The organism is Solidesulfovibrio aerotolerans (genome assembly GCF_009856865.1).
GTDB classification, from domain to species: Bacteria; Desulfobacterota; Desulfovibrionia; order Desulfovibrionales; family Desulfovibrionaceae; genus Solidesulfovibrio; species Solidesulfovibrio aerotolerans.
Genome location: NZ_WVUD01000060.1, coordinates 1 through 15275 on the forward strand (window position 1 = coordinate 1; position 15275 = coordinate 15275).

The 15275-nt window shown below is 53.7% G+C and carries 11 protein-coding genes and 2 pseudogenes; 3 read left to right on the forward strand and 10 right to left on the reverse strand.

Annotated features, from left to right (window positions below):
* Positions 1–186: pseudogene (locus GTA51_RS21615) on the forward strand (IS66 family transposase); the annotation flags it as partial.
* Positions 187–244: 58 nt separating this feature from the next.
* Here GTA51_RS21615 and GTA51_RS18790 read toward each other — a convergent pair.
* Positions 245–1380, reverse strand: a protein-coding gene (locus GTA51_RS18790; protein ID WP_160963855.1) for an IS3 family transposase whose coding sequence is annotated in 2 segments (ribosomal slippage) — positions 245–1105 and positions 1108–1380 — 1134 coding nt in all. Because the reading frame shifts where the segments join, the coding sequence is not laid out codon by codon here.
* 67 nt (positions 1381–1447) lie between these two features.
* Here GTA51_RS18790 and GTA51_RS21080 point away from each other — a divergent pair.
* Positions 1448–1576 (forward strand): annotated as a pseudogene (locus GTA51_RS21080) (IS4 family transposase); the annotation flags it as partial.
* Here the strand turns inward: GTA51_RS21080 and GTA51_RS18795 are convergent.
* The 9 genes from GTA51_RS18795 to GTA51_RS18835 form a co-directional block, all read right to left on the reverse strand.
* Positions 1577–2560, reverse strand: coding sequence for a glycosyltransferase family 2 protein (locus GTA51_RS18795; protein ID WP_160963857.1), 984 nt, complete (start codon positions 2558–2560; stop codon positions 1577–1579).
* A gap of 7 nt (positions 2561–2567) precedes the next feature.
* Positions 2568–3281 (reverse strand): IS6 family transposase, encoded by a 714-nt coding sequence (locus tag GTA51_RS18800; RefSeq protein ID WP_160963859.1) that lies wholly within the window; start codon positions 3279–3281, stop codon positions 2568–2570.
* Between the two features lie 82 nt (positions 3282–3363).
* A complete protein-coding gene (locus tag GTA51_RS18805) occupies positions 3364–5538 on the reverse strand; it encodes a glycosyltransferase family 4 protein (RefSeq protein WP_160963861.1) in 2175 nt (724 codons plus the stop codon).
* Positions 5539–5784: 246 nt separating this feature from the next.
* Complete coding sequence (locus tag GTA51_RS18810; RefSeq protein ID WP_160963863.1) at positions 5785–6498, reverse strand: IS6 family transposase; 714 nt, start codon at positions 6496–6498, stop codon at positions 5785–5787.
* A 134-nt stretch (positions 6499–6632) separates the two neighbouring features.
* Positions 6633–7403 carry an ABC transporter permease gene (locus tag GTA51_RS18815; RefSeq protein WP_160963865.1) on the reverse strand — a complete coding sequence of 257 codons (771 nt, stop codon included), beginning with the start codon at positions 7401–7403 and terminating at the stop codon, positions 6633–6635.
* Positions 7404–7592: 189 nt separating this feature from the next.
* Positions 7593–8333 carry an ABC transporter ATP-binding protein gene (locus tag GTA51_RS18820; RefSeq protein WP_160963867.1) on the reverse strand — a complete coding sequence of 247 codons (741 nt, stop codon included), beginning with the start codon at positions 8331–8333 and terminating at the stop codon, positions 7593–7595.
* 470 nt (positions 8334–8803) lie between these two features.
* Positions 8804–8962, reverse strand: coding sequence for a transposase (locus GTA51_RS21440; RefSeq protein WP_343039538.1), 159 nt, complete (start codon positions 8960–8962; stop codon positions 8804–8806).
* Between the two features lie 239 nt (positions 8963–9201).
* Positions 9202–9915 (reverse strand): IS6 family transposase, encoded by a 714-nt coding sequence (locus GTA51_RS18830; RefSeq protein WP_160963873.1) that lies wholly within the window; start codon positions 9913–9915, stop codon positions 9202–9204.
* Between the two features lie 322 nt (positions 9916–10237).
* A protein-coding gene (locus GTA51_RS18835; protein ID WP_160963869.1) for an IS5 family transposase occupies positions 10238–10989 on the reverse strand; the annotation gives its coding sequence in 2 pieces (ribosomal slippage) (positions 10238–10666 and positions 10669–10989; 750 coding nt in all).
* A 643-nt stretch (positions 10990–11632) separates the two neighbouring features.
* Between GTA51_RS18835 and GTA51_RS18840 the strand changes: the two genes are divergently transcribed.
* Positions 11633–14983 (forward strand): autotransporter outer membrane beta-barrel domain-containing protein, encoded by a 3351-nt coding sequence (locus GTA51_RS18840; RefSeq protein WP_160963871.1) that lies wholly within the window; start codon positions 11633–11635, stop codon positions 14981–14983.
* Positions 14984–15275: the final 292 nt, after the last annotated feature.

A 15275-nucleotide genomic window follows, 5' to 3' on the forward strand; every position in this document is an offset into this window, starting at 1 on the left:
CCAATACCACGAAATCATTCATGTGGGTCGCCCGGGGCGGAACGCCGGGAAAACCGGTCGTGCTCTTTCGCTATCATCCGACTCGGGCCGGCTGTGTGGCCTCAGAAATCCTTGGAAACTTCCAAGGTTATCTGCAGACCGACGGATATAGCGGCTACGAGGCCCTGGGCGAACGGGAAGGCAGAGCTGGTCCCGTTTGTTTGGACAGGTTGGCGGCGAAGTTAAGCTATAGTCCGGTTGGTGGTCATGCCGCCTTGGATGCCCTTTGGCCGTCCCGGTATACTTCCATGGGCCGCCGTCCGTCACAAACGGTATGGGGCCGTTGCTCATTGTAAAATCTGAACCAGTCGTCGAGCGCTTGCCGGGCTTGGCTGCCGTTCTCCAGCTCTCGGAGATAGATGCATTCCCATTTCACTGATCGCCACAGGCGTTCGATGAAGACGTTGTCCATCCATCGGCCTTTGCCATCCATGGAGATCGATGCGCCGGCCTCCTTGAGCGTCTGGGTGAACTCCAGACCGGTAAACTGCGAGCCTTGGTCCGTGTTGAAGATTCCAGGCACTCCATATCTATTCATGGCCTCTTCCAGAGCGTCCACGCAGAAAGCAGCGTCCATGGTGTTTGACAGTCGCCAGGACAGCACGGCCCGACTGTACCAGCCCATGATTGCCGCCAGATACAAAAATCCACGTTTCATGGGTACATACGTGATGTCGGCGCACCACACCTGATCCGGGTGGTCAATCCGCAGCCCACGCAAAAGATACGGATAGATCCTGTGCTCGGGATGTGGAACGCTGGTCCTGGGCTTTTGGTAAATGGCCATCAACCCCATTTTACGCATCAACCGCCGCACGCGAGTACGTCCCACCAAGAGGCCCTGATTTTTCAAGTGCCGCTGCATCTGCCGTGAGCCATAGAACGGCGTTTCCAAGAACTGCGCGTCAATGAGCCGCATCAGGTCGAGATTCACGGCCTTCTCGCCCTGAGGGCGATGGTACCATGTCGATCTGGCCAGCCCAAGTACCTGGCACTGCCGGGTAATACTGAGTCGTGGATGATCCGCTTCGACCATCCCCTGCCTTCGCTCCCGACTCATCGTTTGGCGAAGGCTCGTTCTAAAAAATCTTTTTCCACAGTGAGTTGGCCGATTTTGGCGTGCAACTCGCGGATCTCGGCCTCGGAGTCCTTTTTCGCGGTCGCCGCCTTCCCGGAAAAGGATGCCACCATCCCTTCCTTGGCTTGGCGCTTCCAGTCAGCAATCATCGTTGGATGCACGTCGTACTTGCTGGCCAACTCGGTCAAGGTCAACTCGCCGGTCAGAGCCTCCAACGCCACCTTGGCCTTGAACTCCGCAGAAAATTTCCGTCGCTTGGACATCGAAACCGTCCTCCTCGCTTGAGGACTATAGCTTAACCGACTGTCCAATTTTCCGCGACCACCTCACCCGGCTGTGGTCACCGTCACCGAAGCCAAATGCCATGAGGTCAACATCGCCAAGCTGCTCAAACTTCCCAAAGGATCGATCGTGGTCTTTGACCGGGGCTATAACGACTACAATTGGTGGGACAGGCTCTTAAATCTTCCTGAAAATTGCTGCGGCAATCAGGCCAAGATTGCCGATCAAGGTTTGGCGATAGATGCCGGAGCGCTTCAAATACATCAAACGCGTGACAAAGCTCATCTGCCGAGCTTTGACAAAGTGCTCCAGGATTTCACAACTCTCAGGTGTAAGATTTTCGTGCAACTTGCGTAAAGCAGCAATATTACCGTCGTTCCAATGACTGAATTTACCTTGCATCAGCATGCAAAATCGTTCAAATAGGGCCATCCAAGTGGCATTCATGCCAACTAGATTGTCGTCGTGCTGGCGATAACGCAGCGTTGGCTTGCTGTCATAGAAGACCTTTCCACCACACCCCGTGACCACTAGATATGCCCACCAGTCGTGCGTGACCACGGGAAGGTTTGCACCAGCTTTGCACAGCAATGCGCGAGCCGCGTTGTTGAAAACCATTGTATTTCCACCGCCTACGTTCTGAACCAATGCATTTGAAAAACTCAAAGGTTTTGAAAAAAGTGGTGAAAATCCAATGTGGTTATTGTTTCTATCCACCAATCGAGTGCGCGTGCAATACAGTGCTGGTATGTGTTGTGGAACTGATTCCAGCCATTTCACTGCTCGCGCTAGTTTATCTACTTCCCACACATCATCCTGATCCGAGTAGGCGTAATAATCTGCATCGATGTTGACATTACATGTCAAGAAAAGAAAATTGGCCTGAAAGCCTTTGTTCGGCCCGAAATGGAGTGAAAGACGATCTATTCCCCATTTATGCTGGTAGTCTTCAAGGATCGAAAGAGTGTTATCTCGGGAGCCGTCGTCAGAGACCCATACATCCCAATTAGTGTGCGACTGTGTGACAAAAGAGTCAAGCTGCTCGGCAAGATAACACTGGCCCTGGTAGGTGCACAATAGAATTGCAACTTTCGGGAGGGCACCGTCAACTTGTTTGGGCCGGTTTGCACAGAGGGCGTCGAAATGGGTACAGCTGGGCATGCCAGGATCACGCAGCCAGGCGAGCGCCGGCGACTTTGGCCCAGATATCGAAGGCTTGGGCTCGGGCGGTTCGGTAGTCGGCGACGGAGCGGTGGTCTCGGCCAAGGTGAAAGAGGTTGACGATCGGATCGTGGATGGAGAGAAAAAGTTGGACTTGGCGAGCCGACTTGAAGCGTTTCATCTGCCGTTCTCGTCGCCTCGTCGGCTGATGGGAATTCTCGGCTCGATTGTTGAGACCCTTGTGCTGACGAGGTTCGACGCCAGGCATAGTCTCGCGCTTGGCGGCGGCGTAGCTTTTAAGCTTGTCGGTCACCATTACTCTTGGCTCCACACCCAGCCTCTTGAGCAGCTTTCGCAGCAGCCGCTTGGCCGCCTTCGCATCCCGCCGGCTCTGGACCAGCGCGTCAAGGACGAAGCTATCCTTGTCCACAGCCCGCCAGAGATACTGGCGCTTGCCGCCGATGGCCAGGACGACCTCATCCAGGTGCCATTTATCACCCCGGTGCGGCGCCCGTCGGCGCAGGGAGTTGGCGATATCGCGGCCGAATTTCAGCCCCCACTGCCGGACCGTCTCATAGCTGACCGTGATACCCCGTGCCGCCAGCATTTCCTCAACCATTCGCAGACTCCGCGGAAAGCGGAAGTACAGCCACACGGCGGTCGAAATGACCTCGGCGGGGTAGCGATAACCGGCAAAGTGAGGATTAGGGGGCGTCGACATGCTGCTCAATACCCGGAAGAGACGTTTTCAGCAACCTCTCCACCGACAAGTTGACGGTACCTGCCCGGGGCATCACGGTCAGCTATGAGACGGTCCGCCCACGAGACACCTCATCATACATGGTGAGAATATTGGCGGCGAGCGTCTGGCGATCCAGGCGCGTGCGGATGGTGCGTTGGTTGATCCGCGCGGCTTCGTCCACCAGGGCATCGTCAGTCAGGGCCTTGCGAAGGGCCTTGGCGATGACATCAGGGTCATTGGGCGGGATGAGCAGGCCGGATACCCCGTCTTCAAACCATTCATCGGCAATGGAAGTGTTAGTCTGCACGGGGAAAGCGCCCATGGACATGGCCTCGACCAGCGAGGCTGGCAACCCGTCACTCAGGCTGACACTGAGGCAGAAGCGGGAGCGCGCAAACATGGCCAGGATCTGATCGTGGGAGACGCGTTCGACCAGGTGCACCTGGATGTTGTGTTCTATCCCGAAAAGCTCGGCAACGCTGCGCGAGGGGGTGGAGATGGAAAACACATTGACTGTGTAGCCATCAAGCAGGTCGCGGACCAGTTCCAAGGCCCGAATGCCCACGAAGAACCGCCCCACCACGTCCACATAGCCTTTGATGCAAATTTCCTTGCGCTGGGACGGCGGGACGCGCTTGACGCTGTCGATGACCGCGAGGTCGAAGCCGCCAAAAGCCGGCATGGAGTCGATCATTTTGCCATGAAAGCCAAGATTGTGGGCAAGGGGGATATCCCGCTTGCCTTCGGTCAGCAGCACATCGATGCCGTCCAGGCTTTTCCTCAGGAGCATCTTGTGCTCGGGATACCTGCCCCAGAAGTACAGGTCGCTCCCCCATAGGCTGTGCATCCAGACTGTGCCCAGCTTGCGCAGCTGGTCTTTCAAGCAGATCATGGGATAGGCGGCCTGTTGCGTGTGCATGGTGTGGATGATGTGGGGTCGAACTTCGTCGATAAACGCCCTGAGATCACCGTCTTCACAAAAGGTCACCCCGTCTTCCGGCACAAACGGGTTCGGCGTTTCGGGAATGTAGTAGGTCGGAAAGAAATAAAGCGAATAGCGCGGGCAGCCTACAAGGTTGCTCACCCACCGATAGGTGTGAGCGCTGTTGGCAATGCCAACAAAGAGAATGCGAATCTTCTCTTGCGGTGCCACGTCTCCCGCCTGAACAGACGAGGTGGAAGCGGACGCAGCTCGTGCCAGGGCATTCGCCCTGCGCATGCGGATACGCTGCAGGGCGCGCCTGCCCTGTTCGCGCACAAACTGGGCGAGGAACTCCAGCCCCCGGCGTGCGATCAGCCCTTTGGGCTTGTTCTGCACCCGTTTAAGCAGTTCGCTCACCAGCTCCTTCGCCGAAAAGGCGGCCACCAGCGGCGATACCACCGGCCCGGCGGCTGCGTAACAATTGCCTTTGAGTGAAAACTGGCTGATGGCGGTGACTAACCGACCTCGATGCTCTTGTAACAGTGCATGATATTCCGGCTTGGCAAGCAGATCCAATAGCCACTCCAACCCTAGCTGACGCTCCAGGCCGGTCAGTTGACCTTCCGTCCTGAGCAGCAACAGCGCACGTTCAATTTGCAAAAATGGTGGGTAGTCAGCTTCAGGAAGCACAAATGCGTCACGGAAAGCCTCCACAAACAGATCATCCGAAATTTTCTCCAAGAAACAATGGAGCATTTTGGAATAAGAAATCTGCCAAGCCGGGTCAAAATGCACAGAAAGTTGGTTTTCGTATGTCCTGACGAGCGTTTGTTTTAAGAAATGTACATTATTGCAAGAGCACAGGCGGAGCAAAAATTCTTCTTCCCGCACCAGCGGATGAGATTCATTGTAGAGCACGCCGTCATCCAACGCGTCCTTCCGAATCAGCATCGTGCAGGATGGTAGGCAGGGGCCATCGTCCCACAAGAAGCGGATCCATTCGGCTTGGGAGTGATTCGGATTGCCAAATTTGCGTGTCGTGTAGCTGGAACCGCGGCTTCGCAGCAGCCTAGAGCAATGGTCATCAATGCAGTTGAGCTGGGTAAATACCGCGGCGCAGTCTGCATGCTCTTCCAGGATGCGAATTTGCATGGAAAGCTTACCCCGCGACCAGATCGTCTCCGGCCAAGCCATGGCGATGTATGATCCCGAGGCCTGCTTGACTGCGTCATTGATTGCCCCGGTCGGAGAGCGGCCTTCCGGCAGCGGCCGATAGGAAAAGCCCGGCAGTTCGCTGAGGTCAATGGCTGGCATGCCAGGACGGCATCCTACAAGGATGCATTCAATGCGGGTATAATCTTGCTCCTTTATGCTTGACAGAAGACAGCCAAGGCCGGATTCGTCCTCAAAGGGCAACACCACGCTGACGAGGGAAGACATTACTGCCGGCACTACACACTCCTTTTGGACGTCGACATGTTGCTCAAAGCGGCACCGTCAACTTGTTTGGGCCGGTTTGCGCACAGGGTGCCGAAACGTGTATGGTAGGGCATCTTGGGATCACGCAGCCAGGCGAGCGCCGGCGACTTCGGCCCAGGTCTCGAAGGCTTGGGCTCGGGCGGTTCGGTAGTCGGCGACGGAGCGGTGGTCTCGGCGAAGGTTGAAGAGGTTGGCGATCGGGTCGTGGATGGAGAGAAATAGTTGGACTTGGCGAGCCGACTTGAAGCGTTTCATCTGCCGTTCTCGTCGCCTCGTCGGCTGGTGGGAGTTCTCGGCTCGATTGTTGAGACCCTTGTGCTGACGATGTTCGACGCCAGGCATAGTCTCTCGCTTGGCGGCGGCGTAGCTTTTAAGCTTGTCGGTCACCATTACCCTTGGCTCCACACCCTGCCTCTTCAGCAGCTTTCGCAGCAGCCGCTTGGCCGCCTTCGCATCCCGCCGGCTCTGGACCAGCTCGTCAAGGACGAAGCCATCCTTGTCCACAGCCCGCCAGAGATACTGGCGCTTGCCGCCGATGGCCAGGACGACCTCATCCAGGTGCCATTTGTCGCCCCGGCGCGGTGCCCGTCGGCGCAGGGTGTTGGCGATATCGCGGCCGAATTTCAGCCCCCACTGCCGGACCATCTCATAGCTGACCGTGATGCCCCGTGCCGCCAGCATTTCCTCAACCATTCGCAGACTCAGCGGAAAGAGGAAGTACAGCCAGACAGCGGTCGAAATGACCTCGGCGGGGTAGCGATAACCGGCAAAACGGGGATTAGGGTGCGTCGACATGCTGCTCAATACCCGGAAGAGACGTTTTCAGCAACCTCTCCACCGACAAGTTGACGGTACCCTGACGCCTCGTCCACCATTTGCAGCCTCATCGAGACAGCCAAGGCCAACGGTCTGAAGCCATACCGCAACCGTTAAAGCCAAAAAATCAACCTGCTCATGTACTTTTTGTAGGTAAAACAGGACAGCAAAAACAAAACAAAAGCCAAGCCTCCAGCGACTTCGTACGCGAATAAGGTCGGCATTTTTCCAAGAAGCGGATCGCGAATGATGACCAAGCAGCTATACAACGGATTGTAGTTCAAAAGCCAAGCGTTATCGCCAATCATGTCCGGCATCCAAAAAAGAGGCGTAACATATGAGCAAATAGCCAATATGGACATTATAATCTGTGCGACATCACGGAATCGGGCGCACACCATGCCAACAGGAATCGCGAAGAAGTAAAAAAGGACCAGATTCATTATAACGCCAGGAATAACCATCCATGTGTAGACGTTAAGTTCGACGGGAAAGAATATAGTGACAAGAAAATAAATTACGGAGATATGTAAAAATATGATAAAGTTTTTTAGAACGAGTCGATAAACATGAAACGAAAGGGGGAGCTGGATAGACATCATTATTGGTTTTGATTGAATAAAAACGTTAATGGACTCGATTACCGACGAGCTGATAAAGCTCCAAGCTATCATACCAGCCGTCAAGTAAGGTATAAAAATGTCATTTTCGATATGGAATATTTTTGTAAAAATCAAAGCCATGGCCGAGGTCGAGACACCAGTACTCACGGTCAACCAAAAAGGGCCAAGGATGTTGCGACGGTAGCGTTGGCAGATATCTTCCCAAGCGAGAACAGCCCACATCGGCCAGCGAATAAATCCCAATACAAGATCTTTTATCATAATCTCTGCATCCCAAAAACAGGTTGTCAAGGAGAATTGCTCAGGGTCGAAGATTAGCCAAATATTAAACCTATGTTGATTTCAATGAGAACCTCAACAATCAGCTGGATACAGTAGATTATGCCAAAATTGCTGAGCGAGGGCAATCACTACAATTTTACGCCTCTTGGTCAAGAACTCGGATAAAGCTTAAAGTTTGTTGTAGGCCTGGAAAACTTCATCTACGCTGCCTTGCGCGATTATCCTGCCACGATCCAGTAAAATAGCCTTGTTGCAAAACTTTTCTATTAAGGACTTGTCATGTGATGCAATTACCATGATGTTTGTTTTCTCGTACAACGCTTGAGCTCTTTCCTGAGCTTTGTGGACAAATTTTGTATCGCCTGCTCCGATTCCTTCGTCCAACATAAGGATTTCCGGTTCTATTGATGTGGCAATGGCAAAAGTAAGACGAATGACCATGCCCGCAGAGTAGGTTTTTACAGGAAATTTTATAAACTCGCCAAGCTCAGTAAAGTCGATAATTTCCTGCGTTCTGCTTTTGATCTGTTTTTTGGTCAAACCGAGAAGGAGGCCTATCAAAAAGATATTTTCGTAACCAGACAGTTCGTAGTCCACCCCCATGCCCATTGACAATAAGGATGAAACTTTTCCACTAATTTCCACTGATCCTTGAGTTGGCGTGAAAACACCAGAGAGCACTCTCAAGAGGGTTGATTTCCCGGCACCGTTGCGACCAATAAGAGCAAGTGAATTGCCTTCATTGATTTCCATATCGATATTATGCAAAGCACGGATCACAGGATGCTTCGTGTTTTTCTGTATAATACCACCAAGACTTAGATTGACAAGCTTTGTTTTTAAGTTTCGCTCTGTATTTTCGTACACGGGGATATCAAGCGAAACATTTTTTATTTTAATATGTGCCATGCTGACGCCTCCCAGCGTACAAAAAGCAAAAGTTATATCTCAATGAAACAGCTAAGGTAATTATTGAAATTATTAAAAAACACCACAAAACCAATGTTTGCAAAAATATTGCTCGATGCGCTTCTATGCCGAACAGCTTGTCTAGATTGAGAGTTAAATATTGTAAGATACGAGACATAATTTGAATGTTTTGAGTTCTAAAACGAAACACCCACCAACGAAAGCTGGCTGGTGCAAACCAGCGGACTGCAAGTCCAGCTACAATCCAGTAGGCTTCACGCAGCGAGGTGCTCGTCACCGCCCCTTCATGGGGGCACGTTCGAAACGATGCGCAAGCTACTCCTGGATCATTGCTTTGGCAAGCTCTCCAGCGTTCACGCAGAAAGAGCCCCTCGCCCAGAAAACGCATCCCCAAATATCTTGCTGGACGTTCTGCCCTTGATGCGGCGTATTATTGCAGATGGCGCGATTTACGGCGAAGCAGAAACCAAAATGTGAACATAGCCTTTGCTCGCAACTCCTTGCTGGATTTGAATTTCAAACCGCGAGCAGACTTGACGCAAAAGCTTGCTGGCTCGTGAAGCAAAGTCGCCCTGAAAAACCGGACAACAATATTTCGTTGCTCGCACGAAGCGGCAACCACTTTTGTCCGTGGCACCCTCCCTGCCGGTAGCCTATGTCCGCTTTTTTAAAGCAACTGCTTGTTGCAAGCGATCCGGACAACACCTAGTGTTTATACCCAAAATTTGAACAAACCATTTTTTTATAATACCTTCTCCATTCTTGATTTGTCAAGACGGCACCGTCAACTTGTTTGGGCCGGTTTGCACATAGGGCACCGCAATGTGTCTGGCTGGGCATGCCAGGATCACGCAGCGAGGCGAGCGCCGGCGACTTCGCCCCAGGTATCGAAGGCTTGGGCTCGGACGGTTCGGTAGTCGGCGACGGAGCGGTGGTCTCGGCGAAGGTGGAAGAGGTTGGCGATCGGGTCGTGGATGGAGAGAAATAGTTGGACTTGGCGAGCCGACTTGAAGCGTTTCATCTGCCGTTCTCGTCGCCTCGTCGGCTGGTGGGAGTTCTCGGCTCGATTGTTGAGACCCTTGTGCTGACGATGTTCGACGCCAGGCATAGTCTCGCGCTTGGCGGCGGCGTAGCTTTTAAGCTTGTCGGTCACCATTACTCTTGGCTCCACACCCAGCCTCTTGAGCAGCTTTCGCAGCAGCCGCTTGGCCGCCTTCGCATCCCGCCGGCTCTGGACCAGCGCGTCAAGGACGAAGCCATCCTTGTCCACAGCCCGCCAGAGATAATGGCGCTTGCCGCCGATGGCCAGGACGACCTCATCCAGGTGCCATTTGTCGCCCCGGCGCGGTGCCCGTCGGCGCAGGGTGTTGGCGATATCGCGGCCGAATTTCAGCCCCCACTGCCGGACCGTCTCATAGCTGACCGTGATACCCCGTGCCGCCAGCATTTCCTCAACCATTCGCAGACTCAGCGGAAAGCGGAAGTACAGCCAGACAGCGGTCGAAATGACCTCGGCGGGGTAGCGATAACCGGCAAAACGGGGATTAGGGTGCGTCGACATGCGGCTCAATACCCGGATGCGACGTTTCAAGCAACCTCTCGGCCGACAAGTTGACGGTGCCGACGCGTCTTATTGAGCGCTTACAAAGCTATCATTCTCTTCACCCTCGTGAATGGGGCATGGAAAAGATGGAAGGTCACAGGTGGGGGTGGTATTAGGTTGTCCGGGCAAAGAGCCGAAAAACTCCTGCCTGGACGAGAGCAAACCCAAGAAGTATAAGGGGCTGAAACTGTCGAAGGTTCTGGGTCACCTAAGCATATCAGCCGAACAAATTCGCCAAAAAGAATTGTATTAGTGCTAGGGCCTGTTCACAATAACTGTATTATTGCAGCCAGATGAAGGCAAAGACGAGATGCAACATCGCCATAAATCGCCGTGCAAGTTTCTCATAGCGCGTCGCCAATCTCCGGAACTGCTTGATACGATTGAAAAATCGTTCAACGAGGTTGCGGTCTTTGTAAACATGGTGATCGTATTCTCGCCCAATAATGCGGTTTTTCCGGCTGGGGATGACCGCCTCTGCGTTTTGAGACGTAATGCTGATGACAAACGCGTTGGAGTCGTATCCCTTGTCAGCCACAATCGCCAAGGCATCAAATCCATCAACCAAGGCTTGGGCTTGCGTTATGTCCGCAGCTTCGCCACCAGTCAAAAGCAAACGAACGGGATTTCCCAGTCCATCAACCGCAGCATGAATCTTTGTCGTCAGTCCGCCACGCGAACGTCCGATGTCTTGCGGCCCTTCTTTTTTTGGGCACCTGCCGCATGCTGGTGGGCACGAACGATGGTGCTATCAATGAAGAGCATTTCTAGATATGGATCACCAGATACAGCTTCGGCTAATCGAAGCCAGATTCCTTTTTCACACCATCGAGCAAATCGTACATACACGCTGTGCCAATTTCCGAACTCCTTTGGCAGATCACGCCAGGGAGAACCAGTTCGTGCTATCCAAAGCACAGCCTCCAGAAATAATCTATTATCCTTTGCTGTTACGCCACGATCTTGTTGCTTTCCCGCACAGAGTGGCGCCAACCGAGCCCATTGGTCATCGCGTAAAAGTAACCGTTCCATGCCTCTGTCTCCCCTGGGAGACAGATTTGAATGATCTCAGATGATTAGTAAACCATTAAATGTGAACAGACCCTAATGGCGGAAAGTATTTAACACCCCACGCTCGAAAATGGAGGGCAACCAGAATAGCCCCGGGCAAGGGGATATCTGGTGTCGAATCTTAGATGCCTCAAGCGATAGAAACCCCACCTATTTGAATTGCAAACAAGTATAGGCTGCCAATGCCTTGCAGTTATTTGAATGGATCAGAATTTACAAACAATTCTGCCCTTGAAAGAATGGACCATGAAGACTTAGTGCGGCTAGTTAAGTCGTTGACAAACAATGGCGTCGCCCTTTCTTTTCATGGCAAACGAGCTGCCCCTGAAATTGCTAGAAAAGTTCGCCCAAGGATCATGAGAAGGGAAATTAAATTCAATGTTGGATCAGCCGAAGATCAAGCAAAGAATATTTTTGATCGAGGGCGAAAATTTACAAGCTATGGTCGCACTATATAAATACAGGGGACAGATTGATTTAATTATAACAGACCCTCCGTATAATATGATGCAGTGATCAACGCAAAATACAGCGCAGTTTCACACACAACAAAGGTGATTTGCACAGAAAAGGCCAACGACCTTTAGCCGCGGAGAAATACAGCATGCAGCTGCGACTTATCGTGCCATTATTTTTGCTCCTTTTCATGCCTGCAACGGGGATATGCTCGCAGCAGTACACGGCCGGACCGTTCATTTTTAACGTTCGCTCCCAGGGGGAAAATTTTTATGAAAATGATCGCTATGTTACCGTAGCGCGCAATTTCAGTTCCCAGGAGATACAATCCGTCCTCGGAGCTGCAAACTATTGGGCCGAGCGTATCGGCGGCAACTATGCCCCGGCAATCATCGTCAATCTCGCAAAAGTTCCATATACGCCTGACGGCACAGCCTACTCTTATACACCGGATACGGGGAGAGTGAATCCTGACCTCTATCTTTATCTTGTGAACGGCACATACTTCTCTCCAAACCCCGTGAGCAATTATAATACGTCTATTGGTTTCATCGCAGACTATACCCCAAACACCACTCGCTTGCTCATGGATGACAACTCCATCACCAGCACTATCTCTCATGAATTGATGCATGCACTGGGAATGATCGGCAGTATTGTTCCAACCAACCAGAACGCGGCGACATGGCAAGGTACCAACTGGAATATAGACATGTCGTTCGGGCAAGCCTGGGCATCACGCCTGTATGACATCAACGGAAACAGAGCCACGCAGGATATGCTGGCGTTTAATTCCGCCACCCCCACCAACCGTTCCGGCGGAGACTTTGTCCTTCCCCAGTTTAACGCCGACCCCACGACCTTTGCTTTCGGCCAAATTAGCTTTTTCCCCACGTTTCACGGTCCTGCCGTGGACGCGTTGACAAACGGTAAAGGAATGCCACTCATGGCGGGCAACGGGGACGACTACAAAATTGACGGCGGCAATGTGCTGGGGCATCCCGCTTTGCTTGGCTCCATCATGTCGTACTCGCCGCTGCGCAATATGCTTTTTAGCGAATTGGAATTAGCGACGCTCAAAGACATGGGATACGCCATCGATCTCAGCCAGTTTTTCGGCAAAAGCTATTATCCGACAAACCTCGGCGGCATGCTGACGCAGGATCCGAATTTTGCTCTGGGCAATGCCGCCTACCTTGCGGAAACGCCTTTAAGCGTGACCAACGCAAACGGCTTCAACAGCAGCGCCTCTTACGGCGTCGGCCTGCATGTATACCGCGACTGGCTGACCGTCATACAAGCCGCCGACATCAGCGCCAGCGGATTCGGAGCGGGCGGCATCCGCATCGACGGCACGAACAATACCGTCACAATTCCCGGCGGGACAACCGTCGCCGCCAACGGATCGTACGGCACGGGCCTCCTTGCGTCATACGGCAAACACAACGTCATAAACCTGCAAGGGACCGTCGAAGCCACCGGGCAGATGGGCATTGGCGCGCATTTCGGGATCGGTATGGCCAACTCGTATTTCAACTACTCGGACCCAGATACCTTAACCAACTCTGACAACCGCTACTTTTATACCAAGATGAACTCGGACCTCAACGGCCCGCTGGTGAGCGCATTTAACGTCTCAGGGACCCTGCGCGGGAGCCAAGCCGCCATTAAAATTGACAACGACGCGCATGTGGCGGCCATCAATGTGCGCTCTTCCGCCGCCATTTACGGCGATATCGTGTCTGAGTGGAATCCGACCAAATACTCGCGCGTCGGGACGCAGTATCTGACGGATTTAAACTTCGGCGGCTCCTCGACGCCGGGAGACACGGATTCAAACTTTTTCATGCGCTATTACGGAAACATCGTCGCTCCAAACGGCATGCGCCTGTATGTCCGCGGCGGCGCCCTTTCGCTTAACGGAACCGCGAACGTCACGACTGCGAGCGTCGATGCGGGCGCGACGCTTATGGGCAACAGCACAATCTCTGTAACGCTCAATACGACGCCCGTCACCAACGCTGGAACCATCGCCCCCGGAAATGGCATCGGCGCCATCAATATCGTCGGGAATTTTTTTAACTCAGGAAATCTGCTCATGGAATTCAACGCAAGGGGGGAGTCTGATCAGCTGAACGTGAGCGGAATGTTCACTAACAGCGGAACTGTAACCATTACACCTGTGAGAGACTACTACTCAGGGACGACATCCATTCCGCTCTTTTCGAGTTCCAGCGGCTCACTCCCGACAGTGGCAGACATATTTTTGCTTTCGTCATCCCCCACATTGCAAATGTGTATGTCAGGCGGTCCGGCATACACAGTCACGACGATTCGTACTCCCAACGCCTACAGCAAATATGGAACTTCCAGCAATTCGGTCCGCGTCGGCAGCGTGCTGAGCACCATAGGCGACATCGCCGTGGGCGATACGCAAACACTTTTTAACGCCTTGGACTTTTCTGCTCGCGACGGCAGCGAGGTGGCCTTGGCCTTGGGCCAACTTTCTCCGCAAGCTTACAACAGCGCCGTGCAGGCTTCGCTGGACGCGGAGCGTATGCTTTCGGCAACCCTGCTGCGCGGCATGATGAGCCGTAGCGGACGCGCGCAGCAAGACGCCCCAACGGCAAACGGCGACGCCAAATCCGGGGAGCGGTCCGTTTTTGTCGAAATGTACGGCAGCACGCAGAGCCAGCAGGCGCGCGGCTCCGCGATCGGCTTTTCCTCAACGGATTCGGGACTGCTCGGCGGCTTTGAACACCGTTTCGACGAGACGGGGCTCACGGCCGGATTGCACGCCGCACTTGGCCAACGTCAAGCCGAAATCCGGATCGATTCGGACGCACAGTCCGTGACGGAGTACCTGCACATCGGCGGCCACGCCCTGCTGCGGCCCGATGCGTGGGGCGGCGTTTTCCTTTATGGCCAGGGCCGCCTCGGGGTCGAAAACAACAAGATGAGCCGTGCGATCGGATTGAGCGACTACCAGCGAACCAGCCGCAGCGACTGGATCGGCTTCGCCGGTGCGGCGAACGTCGGCGCGGGCTATGAGCGACGCCTCGGCGCCGTGGCGCTCGGGCCGATCGTCGGGCTGGATTACACGAGCCTGGCGCATCCTCAAATCAAGGAATACGACGGCGGCGGCACGCGCCTTACATTGGATGCGGCAAGCTACAATAGCCTGCGCTCGGGGCTGGGCGCGCAAGCGCGCCTTGAGCACCCCTTGAGCGAGCGCCTGCTTTTTAAGACAGACGTGAGCGCGCAGTGGATGCACGAACTGCTGGACCCGACACAAACGGTGCGTGCGGCGTTTACCGGTTACGAGGCCAGGAAGTTCGACACGAAACTGACGTCCGCCGTTGACAGCTTGTCGCTGCAAGGAAATATGGCGCTGGTGTTCAACTCGAATTTCAAGTTTTCGCTTAACGCCGGGACTGAGCTTTTCCGGCCCGGCTACGAATCCCTGCACGGCGGCTTATCGGCGAGCTGGCGATTTTAAAATTCGTGCGCCATGCCGCAGCATGTACCGGATAAACCCAAATTGTCCACCCGCTTCCTATTTCTCCCTTGATTTCGCGGCCGAAACAGGCGGTCTCCTCCCACGATCTGGTCGGAACGCGCCTGCGCGTACTTCGAACCCCTCCGGTCTGTGCACTTCCGTAAACGTCAAAAGAACCCCTTCTTACGCCTCCTGAATTTTCTGGCATGGAGTGTCCCCAGGAGGGGCGACCATGGTAGCATCGGCACCGGAGCATAGATCCGAAAAGGCGGCGTATTGGGCTGGACATATT

What these genes read in the sequence shown, in the direction of transcription:
- GTA51_RS18800 (WP_160963859.1), bottom strand. Translation starts at nt 3,281, where the DNA reads ATGTCGACGCCCCCTAATCCTCACTTTGCCGGTTATCGCTACCCCGCC.
- GTA51_RS18840 (WP_160963871.1), top strand. Translation starts at nt 11,633, where the DNA reads ATGCAGCTGCGACTTATCGTGCCATTATTTTTGCTCCTTTTCATGCCT.
- GTA51_RS18810 (WP_160963863.1), bottom strand. Translation starts at nt 6,498, where the DNA reads ATGTCGACGCACCCTAATCCCCGTTTTGCCGGTTATCGCTACCCCGCC.
- GTA51_RS18830 (WP_160963873.1), bottom strand. Translation starts at nt 9,915, where the DNA reads ATGTCGACGCACCCTAATCCCCGTTTTGCCGGTTATCGCTACCCCGCC.
- GTA51_RS18815 (WP_160963865.1), bottom strand. Translation starts at nt 7,403, where the DNA reads ATGATAAAAGATCTTGTATTGGGATTTATTCGCTGGCCGATGTGGGCT.
- GTA51_RS18795 (WP_160963857.1), bottom strand. Translation starts at nt 2,560, where the DNA reads ATGCCCAGCTGTACCCATTTCGACGCCCTCTGTGCAAACCGGCCCAAA.
- GTA51_RS18820 (WP_160963867.1), bottom strand. Translation starts at nt 8,333, where the DNA reads ATGGCACATATTAAAATAAAAAATGTTTCGCTTGATATCCCCGTGTAC.
- GTA51_RS18805 (WP_160963861.1), bottom strand. Translation starts at nt 5,538, where the DNA reads ATGCCAGCCATTGACCTCAGCGAACTGCCGGGCTTTTCCTATCGGCCG.